17 protein-coding genes are annotated in these 14492 nt (G+C 63.8%); 9 read left to right on the top strand and 8 right to left on the bottom strand.

Annotated features, from left to right (window positions below; all coding sequences use genetic code 11):
- The first annotated feature begins 23 nt into the window (after positions 1-23).
- On the top strand, positions 24-230 hold the full coding sequence (gene rpsU, locus CDV49_RS15620; RefSeq protein ID WP_084684048.1) for a 30S ribosomal protein S21: 207 nt from the start codon (positions 24-26) through the stop codon (positions 228-230).
- Positions 231-771: 541 nt separating this feature from the next.
- On the opposite strand, the gene CDV49_RS15615 is transcribed toward rpsU, so the two are convergent.
- Positions 772-1230, bottom strand: a complete 459-nt coding sequence (locus CDV49_RS15615) for an Lrp/AsnC family transcriptional regulator (protein WP_035709296.1) — start codon at positions 1228-1230, stop codon at positions 772-774.
- An 82-nt stretch (positions 1231-1312) separates the two neighbouring features.
- Positions 1313-1711 carry a large-conductance mechanosensitive channel protein MscL gene (gene mscL / locus CDV49_RS15610; protein WP_088216343.1) on the bottom strand — a complete coding sequence of 133 codons (399 nt, stop codon included), beginning with the start codon at positions 1709-1711 and terminating at the stop codon, positions 1313-1315.
- Positions 1712-1847: 136 nt separating this feature from the next.
- Here mscL and htpX point away from each other — a divergent pair, with 136 nt between their 5' ends.
- From htpX to otsA, 3 genes are all read left to right on the top strand, one after another.
- Positions 1848-2813, top strand: coding sequence for a zinc metalloprotease HtpX (htpX, locus tag CDV49_RS15605; RefSeq protein ID WP_088216342.1), 966 nt, complete (start codon positions 1848-1850; stop codon positions 2811-2813).
- Positions 2814-2920: 107 nt separating this feature from the next.
- Positions 2921-3718 carry a trehalose-phosphatase gene (gene otsB / locus CDV49_RS15600; protein ID WP_088216341.1) on the top strand — a complete coding sequence of 266 codons (798 nt, stop codon included), beginning with the start codon at positions 2921-2923 and terminating at the stop codon, positions 3716-3718.
- Complete coding sequence (gene otsA, locus CDV49_RS15595; RefSeq protein WP_088216340.1) at positions 3715-5148, top strand: alpha,alpha-trehalose-phosphate synthase (UDP-forming); 1434 nt, start codon at positions 3715-3717, stop codon at positions 5146-5148. The genes otsB and otsA overlap by 4 nt, the downstream gene beginning before the upstream one ends.
- A gap of 5 nt (positions 5149-5153) precedes the next feature.
- Here otsA and CDV49_RS15590 read toward each other — a convergent pair whose 3' ends face one another.
- Complete coding sequence (locus tag CDV49_RS15590) at positions 5154-5990, bottom strand: tellurite resistance TerB family protein (protein WP_218821989.1); 837 nt, start codon at positions 5988-5990, stop codon at positions 5154-5156.
- 372 nt (positions 5991-6362) lie between these two features.
- On the opposite strand from CDV49_RS15590, the gene hemP reads away from it, so the two are divergent.
- Together hemP and CDV49_RS15580 are read left to right on the top strand one after the other, a co-directional pair.
- Positions 6363-6524, top strand: coding sequence for a hemin uptake protein HemP (gene hemP / locus CDV49_RS15585; RefSeq protein ID WP_088216339.1), 162 nt, complete (start codon positions 6363-6365; stop codon positions 6522-6524).
- Positions 6525-6723: 199 nt separating this feature from the next.
- The gene (locus CDV49_RS15580) at positions 6724-6975 is read left to right on the top strand and encodes a DUF1289 domain-containing protein (protein ID WP_088216338.1); all 252 of its coding nucleotides are present in this window, start codon (positions 6724-6726) and stop codon (positions 6973-6975) included.
- Position 6976: 1 nt separating this feature from the next.
- On the opposite strand, the gene CDV49_RS15575 is transcribed toward CDV49_RS15580, so the two are convergent.
- Positions 6977-7447: a Dps family protein gene (locus CDV49_RS15575; protein ID WP_088216337.1), complete on the bottom strand. Its 471-nt coding sequence runs from the start codon at positions 7445-7447 to the stop codon at positions 6977-6979.
- A 71-nt stretch (positions 7448-7518) separates the two neighbouring features.
- The gene (locus tag CDV49_RS15570) at positions 7519-7947 is read right to left on the bottom strand and encodes a hypothetical protein (RefSeq protein ID WP_088216336.1); all 429 of its coding nucleotides are present in this window, start codon (positions 7945-7947) and stop codon (positions 7519-7521) included.
- A gap of 240 nt (positions 7948-8187) precedes the next feature.
- On the opposite strand from CDV49_RS15570, the gene CDV49_RS15565 reads away from it, so the two are divergent.
- Positions 8188-8664, top strand: coding sequence for a DUF2478 domain-containing protein (locus tag CDV49_RS15565; RefSeq protein WP_088216335.1), 477 nt, complete (start codon positions 8188-8190; stop codon positions 8662-8664).
- A 12-nt stretch (positions 8665-8676) separates the two neighbouring features.
- On the opposite strand, the gene CDV49_RS15560 is transcribed toward CDV49_RS15565, so the two are convergent.
- Positions 8677-9450 (bottom strand): FadR/GntR family transcriptional regulator, encoded by a 774-nt coding sequence (locus CDV49_RS15560; protein WP_179209237.1) that lies wholly within the window; start codon positions 9448-9450, stop codon positions 8677-8679.
- A 315-nt stretch (positions 9451-9765) separates the two neighbouring features.
- Between CDV49_RS15560 and ku the strand changes: the two genes are divergently transcribed.
- Positions 9766-10566, top strand: coding sequence for a non-homologous end joining protein Ku (ku, locus tag CDV49_RS15555; RefSeq protein ID WP_088216333.1), 801 nt, complete (start codon positions 9766-9768; stop codon positions 10564-10566).
- On the opposite strand, the gene CDV49_RS15550 is transcribed toward ku, so the two are convergent.
- A complete protein-coding gene (locus CDV49_RS15550) occupies positions 10567-11400 on the bottom strand; it encodes an LOG family protein (protein ID WP_088216332.1) in 834 nt (277 codons plus the stop codon). It abuts the gene before it with no gap.
- A gap of 87 nt (positions 11401-11487) precedes the next feature.
- On the opposite strand from CDV49_RS15550, the gene dapD reads away from it, so the two are divergent.
- Positions 11488-12327 carry a 2,3,4,5-tetrahydropyridine-2,6-dicarboxylate N-succinyltransferase gene (gene dapD, locus CDV49_RS15545; protein WP_088216331.1) on the top strand — a complete coding sequence of 280 codons (840 nt, stop codon included), beginning with the start codon at positions 11488-11490 and terminating at the stop codon, positions 12325-12327.
- A gap of 816 nt (positions 12328-13143) precedes the next feature.
- Here dapD and CDV49_RS15540 read toward each other — a convergent pair.
- The gene (locus CDV49_RS15540; RefSeq protein ID WP_256947372.1) at positions 13144-14403 is read right to left on the bottom strand and encodes an NAD(P)/FAD-dependent oxidoreductase; all 1260 of its coding nucleotides are present in this window, start codon (positions 14401-14403) and stop codon (positions 13144-13146) included.
- Positions 14404-14492: the final 89 nt, after the last annotated feature.

The raw sequence follows: 14492 nt of genomic DNA, 5'->3' as shown, positions 1-14492 counted from the left end.
ACCAGAAAGGTGGTGACAACCACATGCAGGTAAGCGTTCGCGATAACAACGTCGAACAGGCCATGCGCGCTCTGAAGAAGAAACTTCAGCGTGAGGGCGTGTTCCGTGAGATGAAGCTCAAGCAGCACTTCGAAAAGCCTTCCGTAAAGAAGGCGCGTGAGCAAGCCGAGGCCGTTCGCCGGTCGCGTAAACTGGCTCGCAAGAAGGCGCAGCGCGAGGGTCTCCTCTGAGCCTCTGACGCGACGGGTAACCTCATGGTTGCCGAACCCCCGCTGCTTTTGCGCGGGGGTTTTCTTTTGTGCAGAGGCCGGCAACGCCATTGGCGAAGGCGGGGCGGCCTGTCTGGCAGGAGCACTCTCGGGGGAGGGCGGCACTTTGGCAGACTGCTGAAAAAGGCCTTCGGGTCTGCGAGAGCGGAAATCGTTCGCATCTGGGGAACTCCAGCCAGAGACCCACGCGTTTCTGGCAGTTCCCGGGCTGATTTCCCGATTTCCAGAGCCCCGATTTCCAGAGCACGGACATAACACGTCAGACCTTTTTCCGCAGCATGTTAGCCCCGAACGCGTCGGCGCCCGCTGGCCAGAGACCGCCGGAAAAGGCGCGCGCGCCTACCGTGGTGGTGCCCCCCTAAGCGGGAGTCAGACGGGCAATCAAGGCAACGACCCACGGGCCTTGCAGCGCGATCACCGGCTGTCTGCTTCCGGTATCAGGGCGCGTGAGCTGATCCGCTTGGATATCACCCCTGTAGCCGCAGCGCTTGCACGGAAAGGGCTATACGGGAATCGCCGTGGTGCGGAAGACGGTGCGCAGCGCGAAGGAGGAATGCATCTGCGACACCCCCGGCAGCTTCGCCAGATATTGCCTGTGAATCCGGGCGAAATCCTCCGTATCGGAGGCCACAACTTTCAGCAGATAATCCGCGGACCCCGCCATCAGGTGACATTCCAGAATGTCGGGGACGCGCGCCACCTCGCGCTCAAAGGCTTCCAGCACCTCATCCGCCTGACCGGAAAGCGTGATCTCGACGAAGACCGTCGTGGGCACCCCCATGCGGCGTTCGTCCAGCAACGCGACATAGTCCCGGATATACCCTTCCTGCTCCAGCCGCTGGACGCGACGGTGACAGGCGGAAGCGGAGAGGTTCACACGCTCCGACAGGTCGGAGTTTGAAATCCTCCCCTCCTTCTGCAGGACGATGAGGATTCGACGGTCCGTCGCATCAAGTTCCATTCAGCGCAAACTTCTTCGAAAAGGGGCGGAAAATCCGGTAGAGCCTACCAATATTTCCGCCCCTGACGAAGGGGTTATTGCATCAGACGGCAGGGCGATTTTTCAGCTCGTCACGGATTTCGGTGAGAAGCTTGATCTCCGGCGGATCCTCGGCCTTCTCCTCCTTGCCTTCCATATGCGCGAATCTGCGTGCCGTGTTCACACCCTTCACGATCAGGAACACGACCCAGGCGATGATGAGGAAGTTGATCACCGCCATGATGAACTTGCCGTAAGCGAATTGCGCGGCATTCGGCCCCTCGCCCAGGACGATCGACAGGCCGGAGAAATCGAGGCCACCGGTGAAAAGCGAGATGATGGGGTTGATGAGATCCGCAACCACGGAATTGACGATTGACGTGAACGCGGCACCGATGATGATACCGACAGCGAGGTCGAGCACGTTGCCGCGCGCGATGAAGTCCCGGAATTCCTTCAGCATTCTCTGCTCCAATCGAATGGTCGGCGGCAAAGGAGACCGCCGGTGCCTGCGAAAGAAGTTGAACCCCTCGTGTTGTTTGTCAACACTCGCTTCGAGAGCCACATATCTCTCTCGGGATCCGTTGCGGGGATGACAGATGACCGGATATGCCAAGACAGCGCTGCTGATGGCCGCCATGACGGCGGTTTTCATGGGCGTCGGATATCTGCTGGGCGGACAGGGCGGCATGATCTTCGCGCTGATCTTTGCAGCGCTGATGAATGTCTTTACCTGGTGGAACTCTGACAAGATGGTGCTGAAGACCTATTCAGCCCAGCCCGTTGATCCGAGAACCGCGCCCGAATTCTATCGCATGGTGGAAGGGCTGGTGGCGCGCGCGGGGCTGCCGATGCCAAAGCTCTACATTCTGCCCAACGACCAGCCGAATGCCTTTGCCACGGGCCGCAACCCGGATAACGCCGCCGTCGCGGTGACCACCGGCCTCATGCGCGCCCTGACGATGGAGGAGGTGGCGGGCGTCGTTGCGCATGAGCTGGCCCATGTGAAGCACCGCGACACGCTCATCATGACCGTGACCGCAACCTTTGCCGGGGCGATTTCCATGCTGGGCAATTTCGCGCTGTTCATGCCGCGTGACCGCAACAGCCCGATGGGGCCGCTGGGTGGCCTGATCGCCATGATCGTGGCCCCGATGGCGGCGGCTGTCGTCCAGATGGCGATCAGCCGGACGCGGGAATACGAGGCGGACCGGACAGGGGCGGAAATCTGTGGCCAGCCGCTCTGGCTTGCCTCGGCGCTTCAGAAGATCGAGGGCTATGCCAGCCGGATCGACAACGTCCCGGCGGAGCGCAATCCGGCCACGGCGCCGATGTTCATCATCAATCCCCTGCATGCCTTTCAGCGTGACAGGCTGTTTTCCACCCATCCCTCGACTGCGAACCGGGTTGCGGCCCTGAGGGAGATGGCCGCGCGCATGGGAAATACCGCCGCGCCGAGGGCAGCACCCCTGCAGGACAGACCTGCCCCCGACGCTGGATTGAGCACCAGCCGCATCCCGCCCTCCGGCACGAAACGGCCCCCCGGAGGAGGCTGGCCGACCTGACCCGTTCAAGGGCTCGCGTCATACCAAAGCGGCTGCCCAGACTGCTGCGGGTGCAAAATAACGGCTTCGCGGTTGCCGAAACGGCAGCGACGCTCTAGTTTCCCTCCATGCAGATCAGTCAGACGCCGCCCCCGGTCGCAGACCGGGATTCCCTCGCTGACCCGGTTGCCGCTGCGGAAGCCACGCTCAGGTCGCTTCCCGCCGTTTCCGAACGCTGGGCCATGTTTCTGGACATTGACGGGACGCTGGTCGATCTCGCCGAAAGCCCGGACGGTATCGTCGTGGAGGAAGGGCTGGCCGCCCGGCTCACCCGCCTTTCCGCCCTGCTGGGCGGGGCGCTTGCGCTGGTCACGGGGCGGTCGCTGGCGCGGGCGGAGGCCATGTTCGCGCCGGCCTGTCTGCCGATCGCCGGCCTGCACGGGGCGGAATTGCGGGGCGCGGATCAGCCGCCCCCCCCGCGCGATTACCTCATCGCCAAGGCCGGGGCCGCACACTTTGCCGAGCGGACACCAGGCGTGCTGTTCGAGGACAAGGGCCTCGCCTTTGCGCTCCACTACCGGGGGCTGCCGCAAGCGGAGGCCGAAGTCCGCCGCGAGATGGAGACAGCGCTGGCCACCGCGGGCAGCGCCTTTCAGCTCCAGTCCGGCAAGATGGTTGCCGAGTTGCGCCCCGCCTCCGGCGACAAGGGCACCGCCATCGCCGCTTTCCTTGCGCAAGCCCCGTTCCGGGGCCGGTTGCCGCTCGCCATCGGCGACGACCTGACGGATGAGGCGATGTTCCGCTTCGTCGCGGACCGGGGCGGACGCGGTATCCGGATCGGGCCGACGCTGGAGGACAGCGCGGCGACGGAGCGGCTCCCCTCGCCCAACGCGCTGCGCGCCCTGCTCGCGGAGATCGTCCGATGAGCAGGCTCGTCGTCGTTTCAAACCGCGTGCCGCTCCCCGACAAGCACGGGAATCCGCCGCCCGGGGGGCTCGCCGTGGCCGTTCACGCGGCGCTCCGGGATCAGGGCGGCATCTGGATGGGATGGTCGGGACGGGCGGTCGCCGATACGGAGGATGTCCGCATGACCACCCGCGAACAGGGGCGCATCGCCTATTCGCTGATGGATCTGACGGAAACCGACGTGGAGGAATACTACAACGGCTTTGCCAACCGCGTCCTCTGGCCGATCTTTCATGGGCGGGTCGATCTGGCGGAATACGCACGCCGGGAGATGGCGGGATACTTCCGGGTGAACCGGCTTTTTGCCGATCAACTCGTGCCCATGCTCCGCCCCGACGATACGATCTGGGTGCATGACTATCACCTCATCCCGCTGGCGGAGGAGTTGCGGCAGCGCGGGGTCAGGAACCGAATCGGCTTCTTCCTCCACATCCCGTGGCCGCCTGCGGATATCCTTTTTGCCATGCCGGTCTATGAGGCGGTGCTGTCGGGTCTTTCCGCCTATGATCTGGTCGGTTTCCAGACCGACTACGACATGGACAATTTCATCGGCTGCCTCCGGCGCGAGGGCAGCGGCAGCCCGCTCGGCGACGGGGAAGTGGTGGCCTATGGGCGGCAGTTTCGCGTGGGCGCCTTTCCCATCGGCATGGAGACGGAGGAGTTCGCCAACCTCTCGCGCGCCTCGGTGGGCAAGCCGGGGGTGCGCGACCTGCTCCGCAGTCTGCACGGGCGGCGTCTCATCATCGGGGTGGACCGGCTGGATTATTCCAAGGGCATCCCCAACCGCATCGACGCCTATGAGCGCTTTCTGAAGCGTCACCCGGATTTCAGGGGGGAAGTGACCTTCCTTCAGGTCACGCCCAAGTCCCGCTCCGACGTGCCGGAATACCGCGCCATGCAGGAGGCGGTCGCGGCGCAGGCGGGGCGCGTGAATGGCGATAACGGCGCGGTGGACTGGACGCCGATCCGCTACATAAACCAGTCGCTGAAACGCCCGGTGCTGGCAGGTCTCTACCGGGTGGCGCAGGTGGGATTCGTGACGCCGCTGAAGGACGGGATGAATCTCGTCGCCAAGGAATACGTGGCAGCTCAGGATCCTGCCGATCCCGGTGTCCTGGTCCTGTCCCGCTTCGCCGGCGCCGCGCGGGAGATGGTGGAGGCGTTGCTCATCAACCCCTATGACATAGACGCGACAGCCAATGCTCTGGCGCGCGCGCTCTCAATGCCGTTGGAGGAGCGCAAGGAGCGCTGGAGTGCCATGATGGACAGGCTCCGCGCCTATGACGTGCATCACTGGTGCCGCGACTATCTCGGTACACTCGCAAAGGTGGAGCGGCCTTCCGGGCCCGCCTTGCCGCAGGCTGCCCCGGAAGCCGCAAATCCTCCCTGACGAGATCAGGCCAGCGCACCCGCGTTGGCATGAAGATGCGCCACGAGATCCGCCGGAAGCTTCAGGCGCGCGGCCAGCATCGCAAGATAGCCCTTCTCCGCCGCCCCCTCCGGATCGACCGCAAGCAGGGAGGCCGCATAGATCTCCGCCGCCTCCGCCTGATTGGAGGCGAGGGCCGCGATCCGCCCCACATCGAGCGGTGCTGCCAACTCTTCGGTCAGCACCTGCGCGGCGCTGTCGTCATAGCCCCGCTCTTTCAGGGCCGTGGTGATCCGCGCCCGTTCCACGGCCGTGACCTCCCCGTCCGCCTTGGCGGCGGCGACCATGGCGCGCGCCAGCTTCTCGGCCAGTTCCTCGGGATCATCGGGCATGAAATCGGTGCCCTCCGGGGAAGGCAATGCCTCCGGCGCTGCTGCCGATTGCGGCTGGGCAGCGGAGGTATCGGAGCTGAACGGTGCCCTGCCTGCCTGCCAGTCGTTGTAGGCCTTGTAGGCGAGCGTGCCGATCGCGGCGGCGACCGCCCCTTTCGCCAGCCCCTTGCCGCCGAGAAGCGCCCCGGCAAGACCACCTGCGGCCGCCCCCTTGGCAAAGGAGCCCTGATCGCCGACGAGACCGCCCAGCATATCGGAAAGGCCGCCGGAGCGGCTGGACGAGGCCGTCGCTCCCCCGCCGGTCAGGCTGGAGAGAAGATCCCCCAGACCTCCGCTGCTCCCGCCAGTCGCACCGCTCGCCGCACTGCCAGCGGTATTCTGACCACCAGTCTGGGTGCGACTCGTGCCCGCATCACCGGTAATCTGGCCCAAAAGACTGTCGAACATGGATTTCATTGAGGTCGGCTGCATCTGCGCCTCCAGTCAGAGAGTGTCGGCAGAAAGGTGGCACAATCTTCTCAAAGCGCAAGGTTTGGCGATGAACCTCGCCCAGATGAGGCAAAAATCTTCCACTGGATTAATTCCCGACAAATCTTGTTTGACATTTCCGACTGTTTCGCTCAGTTTCATCATCAGTCCTAGCCGCCCGAACAGGTCAGCCCGGAACAGACCCTCCGTCGGAGTACGGAAAATGAAACCTGAGATCCTGTTCTGGCCGGATCACCGGCAAATTCGGGAAGGCGCGCCTTCCACTCCGCTGGGGGAGCTGTACCGGCTCCTGCTTCTTGCCTTTGGGGGCGGACGCCCGCTTGACCAGGTTCTCGACAGATTTGAGAGGATGCCATGAACGCCACCGTCTCCCGCACGCTGACGCTGCAGGACTCCATCCCCGTCCACGATGCACACCTGCTGACCGCCGGGGGCGTGCAGGCGCGCATCGTCCTTGATGGACAGGTCTATTCCCTCAGGATCACCAAGGCGGGGAAGCTTATCCTCACCAAGTGATCGGAAACCCGGCATCCCCCTCCCGGAACATGCCGGAGAGGCGCAACACACGCTCCCGTTTCTGTAGCGCCTTCAGAAGCCCTGCGACCCGTCTCCTCGGGGATCGCAGGGCTTCTCTCGTTCCGCAAGCTTGACAAGGGGCCGGGGCTTGCCTCTAACCGCTGACTTCGGGCGCGCGTCGCACCCGATGGAGGCTCCAATGACGAAGCTGCCCTCTCCCTGCCTCAGCGTCTGCAAATTCCGCCGCGCGGGGCATTGCATCGCATGCTCGATGACCAAGGATCAGAAGTCTCTCTTCAAGAAGCTGAAGAAAGAAAAACACCAGCAAGGTTTTCTGACCATGCTGGTGCATCAGCAGCGCGACCTTGGCAAGTTTCCCGCTTGGGGCCGCGCCTATGCCCGGAAATGCGCGAAGAAGGGCATCGAAATGCCCACCCTTCCCGGTCTCTAGGTCATTCGAGGTGGGATTGCAGGATCCACGCGAATTTCTCGTGGACGCGACCCCGCTCGATGGCCAGATCCTGCGTCAGCAGGTCGCCGTGGCTTTCGGAGATCGAAGCGACACCGGCAAGCGTTTCCGTCACGGTCCGCTCCGCTTTCAGCAGGGCGCGGATCATGTCCTCGGCACTGGCATGGCCGTCGTGCTCATCGACCTTGGAGCGCTTGACCATATCGGCCAGACGGCCTTCGGCATGGGCACCGATGGCGCGGACGCGTTCGGCCAGATCGTCCTGGCCCTCGAAGTGATCTTCATAAATCTTCTGGAACAGCTCGTGCAACGGTCCGAAGGACATGCCCTTGACGTTCCAGTGGAAATTCTGTGCGAGCATCGTGGTGACGACGGTCTCCGCGACGGCCTGGTTCAGCGCGTCCGCGATGGCGGCCTGCGCACTTTCGCTCAGGTTGGCAGCCGTTTGCGACATGTTCTCATTCCTTTCGAGTTGCGAATCATTAGCTGGCGTCCGCTTGCCATGATCCCCAATTTAGAATGATTTTAAATTGTGTCCAGTCCCTCGGCGAGACCTTTCGCAAGATAGGCAATCTGACGACGGTAAGGCTTGCGCACCTGCGAGGCGATGAGAAAGGTCGTGCTGTCGCCATCACCCTGCCGGACGGCCTCCACCAACCGAAGGAGCCAGCTTTCATCGAAGGAGCGTTCTCGCGCGCCGGGAAACAGGAAATTCAACGGTTTGCCGGTCGCCTGCGGCAGGGCGCGCAGCAGGGCCTCAGCAAAAGCCTGCGCCGCTTCCACCCGGTCCATGGCGAGGAGGGCGCAGGCCGAGAATACGTCGATCCGGCGCGCCGCGCGGCACCGCAGGGAAAGAAGCCTCAGCCGGTTCAGCGTTGCGGTCAACTGAACATCCCGCTCCTCGTTCTGAGGAGTGGCAACGGCAGGTGCGGGAAGAAGAGCTGCGACGGCCATAAGACTCGCGTTCCGTTCCAAGATGGTTGACTGATACAGTCAACATAACCGCGAGTAAAGCAAAACACGGCGCTTTTGCCTGACAAAACCGTGCGATGACGCTAGCTTCGCGGCTTAGCCAGTGGCTGGCCTACAGAATGGACCTGACGACTGGCACGTGCGACTTGTCCGTACGACTGTTCCGTACGATTGGCCTAGGCTACCGACCGCGCGATTGGCCGGTGAAGGAGGGAATAACTCATGACACGCCTTGCAACCGTCGTATATCACGCCGGACAGTCGCCGGACGACGCCATTCTCTCCGCCGTGCGCGGCCTTGCAGGGGTGCGCGGCTATGTGCAGGCAAGGCGCGGGGACGGCGGGTTGGCGCTGCTGGATGTGGCGGACGGCGTGCTGGTGCCTCTGGGCGGCCCTGCTGGCGGCGGATGCAGGCTAGACCCCGCGGCGCTCGATCAGGCAGCGGCCGGGCTGGAAGCGCGGCTGACCCCTCCGCCGTCTCTCCTGGTGCTCAATCGTTTCGGTGACAGCGAGGCCGCCGGATTCGGTTTCCGCCCGCTGCTGGAAACCGCGGTAGAGGCCGGAATACCGGTTCTGCTCGCCGTGGCAGATACCCGGCTGGCACTCTGGCAGGCTTATGCGGGGGAGATGGGCGAAACGCTTCCCTGCTCCAAAGAAGCGGTTTCCGCCTGGGCCGCGCCGCTTGCAGGAAGGAGCTGACCGGCTATTCGATCAGCAGGCGATCGGCATCAGGTTGATGCGATCGCGGCCCATTTCCTCGATGCGTTCGCGATAGGCGTTGAGATAGAGACGCCAGACATTCGCAGCCTCCTCCGCATCGCCCGCTTCGGCACGCCGGATGAGCTTCATCTTGGTACCGACACCTGCCTCATAGCGTCCGGCGAGGTCCTCCTCGGCAGAACGGGTGGCATGCGCCCGGTTTTCCAGATGACGCGTCATGACCTCATCCAGAATCTCGCCGAACACCTCCGTGATGCCGTTGCCGGAATGTTTCACGAGGGTCCGGCGAAACTCGTCGTCCAGCTCATTGTAGGCAATCGCGACTTCGGCAGGATCGTTTCTTGATATCGCCGCCCGCTGTTCGACCATGCAGGCCCGCAGCGCCTCTATGGCGTCAAAGTTGCGCGCCCTGACGATGTGGTGAACGGCGGCAGGCTCCGTCTGCAGGCGATAATCCATCACCTCTCCCAGAGTCATGCGCTGCATCTGGAAGTAAAAGCCGATCTGACGGGCAATCGGCTCGATCGTCGGCCGGAGAACGCGCGTGCCCCCCCGCGGCCCGCGCTCCACCGTCAGCAACCCCTCCGCCTCCAGCACCCGGATAGCCTCCCGGTAGGTGGGACGCGAGATATTGTGTTGCTCCATCAACTCGACTTCACCGGGAAGGAGAGAGTTGGCGGGAAACTCGCCAGATGCGATGGCGAGCCGGAGCGTGTCCGCAAGTGCCTCTGCCTTGCTCGCGGCACGTCTCGTTGTCTTCGCCATTTCGCTCTCCGCCAAGTTGTTTTCGATGAAACTCATCCTTCTCAAAGTTGAATATAAAATCAATACTAATTTCTGCAAGAACAGCTGCTTAAAAAGAAAAAGGTAAGATATTCTCACCAAACTCAGCGAAGTTCGATTAAAAAGCAGGCTCGAAAAACATGAGTGCGAAGTTTTCGATGAGAAAGTGTGTTTAAGCCACGCGGGGGATGTCGCGCAAATTTGATCGCGAAGCAACACATAACTTGCGTTCAGGCGGGAACCTGCGCAATTCCGTGGCGTTACATGCAGTTGATCTCAGAAAATGAGAGGTAACGGATGGCGCCCCGCCCCTTTTGGAAAGGCTATCTCAAACTCTCTCTGGTGACCTGCCCTGTCGCGATGACTCCCGCGACCAGCGAAGCTGACAAGCTGCGGTTCACCACCGTGAACGCGAAGACGGGAAACCCCACGCTCAGTCGCTATGTCGATGACAAGACAGGAAAAGAAGTCCCCGAGAAGGACCAGATGAAGGGCTATCCGAAAGGCGAGGATGAGTATGTCCTGCTGGAGGATGCCGAAATCGAATCCCTTGCCCTGGAGAGCACGCGCACCATTTCCATCGACCGGTTCGTGCCGTCGGACAGCGTGGGATGGGTCTGGCTGGACACCCCTCACTACCTGCTGCCGGACGACAAGGTGGCGGAGGAAGCCTATGCCGTGATCCGCGCCGCGATGGAGGCGACGGGCACCTTCGGGCTGTCGCGGCTGGTGCTCTACCGCCGGGAACGGCCGGTCCTTCTGGTGCCGAAAGGCAAGGGGATCATGCTGTGGACGCTCCGCTACGGGGATGAGGTGCGCGATCCCGGCGATTACTTTGAACAGAAACCGGAGGCCCCCGACACGGATCTTCTGAAGATGATCACCAAGCTCATCGACGCGCGGAAGACCGATTGGACGCCGGAGATCGTTCATGACCCCGTTCAGGCGCGTTTGTTGGAAATGATTGAAGCCAGGCGCAAGCCGGCGCGCAAGGCCCGGAAACCTGCCTCTCCCCCCGCCCGGCAGGAGGAGGAGGGCAAGGTCATCGACATCATGGACGCGCTGAAACGGTCCCTCTCTGGTGGGAAAAAGCGCTGATCAGAAGACCTGTCGCTGATGCAGGAGCGCCATCGCGTCCTCTGCCGTCTCGACATAGTTGAAGATCGACAGGTCACTTTCCGTGATCGTGCCCGCCTCCACCAGCGCTTGCCAGTTGATGACGCCATCCCAGAACTCCCGCCCGAACAGCAGGATCGGAATGCGCTGCATCCGCCCGGTCTGGATCAGCGTCAGGCATTCCATGAGTTCGTCCAGCGTGCCGAAGCCGCCGGGAAAGACACAGACCGCCCGCGCCCGCATCAGGAAATGCATCTTGCGGATCGCAAAGTAGTGGAAGTTGAAGCACAGATCCGGCGTGACGAACGGGTTCGGCGCCTGCTCATGCGGCAGAACGATGTTAAGGCCGATGGACTGGCCGCCCGCCGCTGCTGCCCCTTCGTTGCCGGCCTCCATGATGCCCGGCCCGCCTCCCGTCATGACCACCGAGTCACGGCCGTAGGTCTTGAGGCTTTCCTCGGTGATCCGCTGGGCCAGATCGCGCGCGACCTCATACCAGCCGGACAGCGCCGCCGCCGGACCCGCCTCGCCCTCCCGGGGGATTCTCGCGCTGCCCATCAGCACGACGGTTGAGCGGATGCCGCGCTCCGCCAGGATCATCTCGGGCTTCAGGAGTTCAAGCTGCAGCCGCACCGGCCGCAACTCCTCCCGCACGAGAAAATCCGTATCGGTGAAGGCCAGCCGGTAGGCGGGTGCGCGCGTCTGCGGGGTGTCGGGTGTCTCCTTCACCACGCGGGCATCCTGACGGCTGTCCCGGAACGGGTGCTGACGGTCGGTTGCGCTCGCTCCGCGGGGGGTGTCCGCATCTTCGGTCATGGCCCGTCCTTTCGGCTGCGTTGCGTGACTGCCGTGCGCGGTCTATAGGCTTGGCCCCGGTCGAGCCATAGAAATCGGAGCATCCCCATGTCGAATGCCGCGTCGAACGCCGCGCTTGAAACCGCCATCGAAGCTGCCTGGGAGGCGCGCGACGGCATCACCCCCGCCACGACGGGCGAACAGCGCGACGCGATCGAAGCGACGCTGGAGGCGCTGGACAAGGGACGCCTGCGCGTGGCGGAGCGGCAGTCCGACGGCAAATGGCACGTGAACCAATGGGCGAAGAAGGCCGTTCTGCTCGGCTTCCGCCTGCGCGACATGGAAATGCAGTCCGGCGGGCCGCAGGGTGGCGGCTGGTGGGACAAGGTGGATTCCAAGTTCAACGGCTGGCAGGACGGCGAGTGGAAGGCCGCAGGCTTCCGCGCGGTGCCGAACTGCATCGTGCGCCGCTCCGCCTATATCGCGCCGGGCGTGGTGCTGATGCCCTCCTTCGTCAACCTGGGCGCCTATGTCGATTCGGGCACGATGGTGGATACCTGGGCCACCGTCGGCTCCTGCGCCCAGATCGGCAAGAACGTGCATCTCTCCGGCGGCGTCGGCATCGGCGGCGTTCTGGAGCCGATGCAGGCTGGCCCCACGATCATCGAGGACAACTGCTTCATCGGCGCCCGCTCCGAAGTGGTGGAAGGCGTGATCGTCCGCGAAGGCTCCGTGCTCGGCATGGGTGTTTTCATCGGGCAATCCACCAAGATCGTGGACCGCGAGACCGGCGAGGTGATGTATGGCGAGGTTCCGGCAGGCTCCGTCGTGGTCTCCGGCTCGCTGCCCTCCAAGAATGGCGTCAATCTCTACTGTGCGGTGATCGTGAAACGCGTGGACGCCAAGACCCGCTCCAAGACCTCGATCAACGAGCTGCTGCGCGACTGATCGGACTTGAGATGCTGGCACCCTCCCGTCTCAACGGCGGGGGTACCGGCGCCGGTGTTTCTTGGCGGAGGCCAAGCGGTCGCATAGGCTCACCGGCCGGTTTCTTCCAGATGGTGATCCGCAATGCTGCCTTCCGATCACCGGAAGGAAGCAGGGGCTGCGATCCGCTTCAGGCGACGTTGCGCAGGCATTGCTTGCCGGCGAGGCGGGAAGCGAGCGGCGGCTGGGGGGCTGCTCGCGCATTCTCTGACCGGAGCGATGCTGGTCGATGCTGGTCGATGCTGGTCGATGCTGGTAAAGGTTCTCGGATCGCTGCGGTTGTAAAGGGGTGTGTCGGGACAGGGCCCGTCCCTGCCCGAATTCGGGGATTTTCCGGCGTTGAGGTCCATTTCGATTTCAGCGGCGTGTCGCCGATCCAGGCTTCGTCAGCCTGTTGAGGTTGGCCGACCCACTGAAGTCCTGAAGTCCCGCTTCACATCAGCACGCGCTCGAGCAGCAATCGCTTTTCTTCACGGCCTCGCGGAGGACGGCTTGCCGCAACGGCAAGTGCGGCGCTTCGCAGAAGTTGGCGACTGCCGGAGATGGGACCCGCTTCGGCGAAGCAGGCAATTCCATGGTCCATGCACACATTGACCCTCTCTGTGCGACGATGAACGCGGGCGCCTTCCCGGCAGTCGATACACCGAAGTTCTCGTGCCCTGATGGAGGCCATCGCCCCAAAGCTCGCAGCAGGCCCCCGCCCCGGGACACCCGCTCTCCCCCTTCCGCGGCAGCCGGCCCGGTGGGGGCTCGATGCCCCCGGCGGGCCGGCTCGGCTTAGGGTTGGCGGAACAGGTCGGCGTCAGGGTCTTCGATCCCCTCGACCCGGCCCCGCACGATATCTGCAGCAATGGCGGAGAAAGTGATCCCGTTGCCACCGAAGCCCATCACCACATGCACCCGTTCCGCTCCCGGCGCGCGGTCGATGATCGGTAGCCCGGTGGTGGTGTTGCCGAAGGGCGCGGCCCACGCATATGCCGGTTCGCCGATGTCGATGCCCGTCAGGTCGGCGAGCTTCTCCACGATCCGTCGCGTCTTTTTCTGACCCTTCGCGGGGTCTGCGAAGGCGGTGGCGCTTTCCTCGTCCTCGCCGCCCACGATGATCCGCCCGCCGCTCGCGGTCCGAAAATAGAGATACGGATCAGACGCCTCCCAGACCAGAAAGCCGTCCAGCCAATCGGGCCGGGCCATGTCGGGGCGGGAGGCCAGCGCCCAGGTGGAGATGATGCGATGGGCCGGGTTTTCCATCACCTTGAGAAATTCGTAGCCCGTGCAGAAGACCACATGCCCCGCCGTGAGCAACCGTCCCTCCGATGTGGCGAGAATCACGGTCTCCCCCCGTTCCTCGACATCCGTCACTTCGACGGGAGAAACCAGTTCCGCCCCCCGCGCCAGGGCCGCGCGCAGCAGGCCCGCCGTCATCTGCGCCGGATTGGCGGAGGCGGAGAAGTCGGACACGATGGCGCCTGTACGGCTGAGACCGAAGCGATCCTGAAGCGTGGCGACGTTCAGATATTCTGCCGCGATTCCAGCGTCATGACGGGTCTGCGTCTCCGTCTGCAAGGCGCGCGAGCCATATTCGTCGCCGGCAAGGTAAAGCGCCTGTTTCGCCGTCATCGCGCAATCGATGCCCAGCCGCTCCACGCGGAGACGCAGGTCCTCCACGGCACGGGCGGACCGCCGCCATGCCCGCGCCGCCTTCTCCGCACCGATCTTGCGGGCGAGCACGTGCAGCGGCACGTCGATCTCATGCTGGATCATCGCCGTGCTGGCGAGCGTGCTGCCCTCCACCGGGTCGCGCCGGTCCAGGATCAGCACGCGTCGAACCCCGTCCGCCAGCGATTCCGCCACGAGCGCTCCGCTGATGCCGCTGCCAATGACGATCACGTCATAGTGTCGGCTCAGCGGCTCCAGCGCGGCAGGCGCCTTGCGGTGCGGTGTCGCTGCCCAGAACGGCCGGTCGCGATGCAGCGGGCGGTGTTCGGTGGGTCCATCGCTGCCCGTGGAGGGGGAGCGCTCGGTCTGTCCGTCATCCACGGTGTTTCTCCTGTGCGAACCGCTCCGCCCGAACGCCCGGTCCCGCGCCCGGTTCCACTTCGGGGGAAAGGCAATGGTTGTGCCGGGGC

It is taken from the genome of Haematobacter genomosp. 1 (assembly GCF_002196855.1).
Taxonomy (GTDB): domain Bacteria; phylum Pseudomonadota; class Alphaproteobacteria; order Rhodobacterales; family Rhodobacteraceae; genus Haematobacter.
Note: the sequence above shows the minus strand (reverse complement) of the source record. Positions and strands in the feature narration are given on the sequence as shown.

Excerpts from the sequence above, each read along its gene's own strand:
- mscL (WP_088216343.1), bottom strand. The coding sequence starts at position 1,711 with ATGCTGAAGGAATTCCGGGACTTCATCGCGCGCGGCAACGTGCTCGAC.
- htpX (WP_088216342.1), top strand. The coding sequence starts at position 1,848 with ATGACCGGATATGCCAAGACAGCGCTGCTGATGGCCGCCATGACGGCG.
- CDV49_RS15575 (WP_088216337.1), bottom strand. The coding sequence starts at position 7,447 with ATGTCGCAAACGGCTGCCAACCTGAGCGAAAGTGCGCAGGCCGCCATC.
- rpsU (WP_084684048.1), top strand. The coding sequence starts at position 24 with ATGCAGGTAAGCGTTCGCGATAACAACGTCGAACAGGCCATGCGCGCT.
- dapD (WP_088216331.1), top strand. The coding sequence starts at position 11,488 with ATGTCGAATGCCGCGTCGAACGCCGCGCTTGAAACCGCCATCGAAGCT.
- CDV49_RS15565 (WP_088216335.1), top strand. The coding sequence starts at position 8,188 with ATGACACGCCTTGCAACCGTCGTATATCACGCCGGACAGTCGCCGGAC.
- CDV49_RS15560 (WP_179209237.1), bottom strand. The coding sequence starts at position 9,450 with ATGGCGAAGACAACGAGACGTGCCGCGAGCAAGGCAGAGGCACTTGCG.
- CDV49_RS15590 (WP_218821989.1), bottom strand. The coding sequence starts at position 5,990 with ATGCAGCCGACCTCAATGAAATCCATGTTCGACAGTCTTTTGGGCCAG.
- CDV49_RS15550 (WP_088216332.1), bottom strand. The coding sequence starts at position 11,400 with ATGACCGAAGATGCGGACACCCCCCGCGGAGCGAGCGCAACCGACCGT.
- CDV49_RS15580 (WP_088216338.1), top strand. The coding sequence starts at position 6,724 with ATGACGAAGCTGCCCTCTCCCTGCCTCAGCGTCTGCAAATTCCGCCGC.
- ku (WP_088216333.1), top strand. The coding sequence starts at position 9,766 with ATGGCGCCCCGCCCCTTTTGGAAAGGCTATCTCAAACTCTCTCTGGTG.
- CDV49_RS15615 (WP_035709296.1), bottom strand. The coding sequence starts at position 1,230 with ATGGAACTTGATGCGACGGACCGTCGAATCCTCATCGTCCTGCAGAAG.
- otsB (WP_088216341.1), top strand. The coding sequence starts at position 2,921 with ATGCAGATCAGTCAGACGCCGCCCCCGGTCGCAGACCGGGATTCCCTC.
- hemP (WP_088216339.1), top strand. The coding sequence starts at position 6,363 with ATGAACGCCACCGTCTCCCGCACGCTGACGCTGCAGGACTCCATCCCC.
- CDV49_RS15570 (WP_088216336.1), bottom strand. The coding sequence starts at position 7,947 with ATGGCCGTCGCAGCTCTTCTTCCCGCACCTGCCGTTGCCACTCCTCAG.
- otsA (WP_088216340.1), top strand. The coding sequence starts at position 3,715 with ATGAGCAGGCTCGTCGTCGTTTCAAACCGCGTGCCGCTCCCCGACAAG.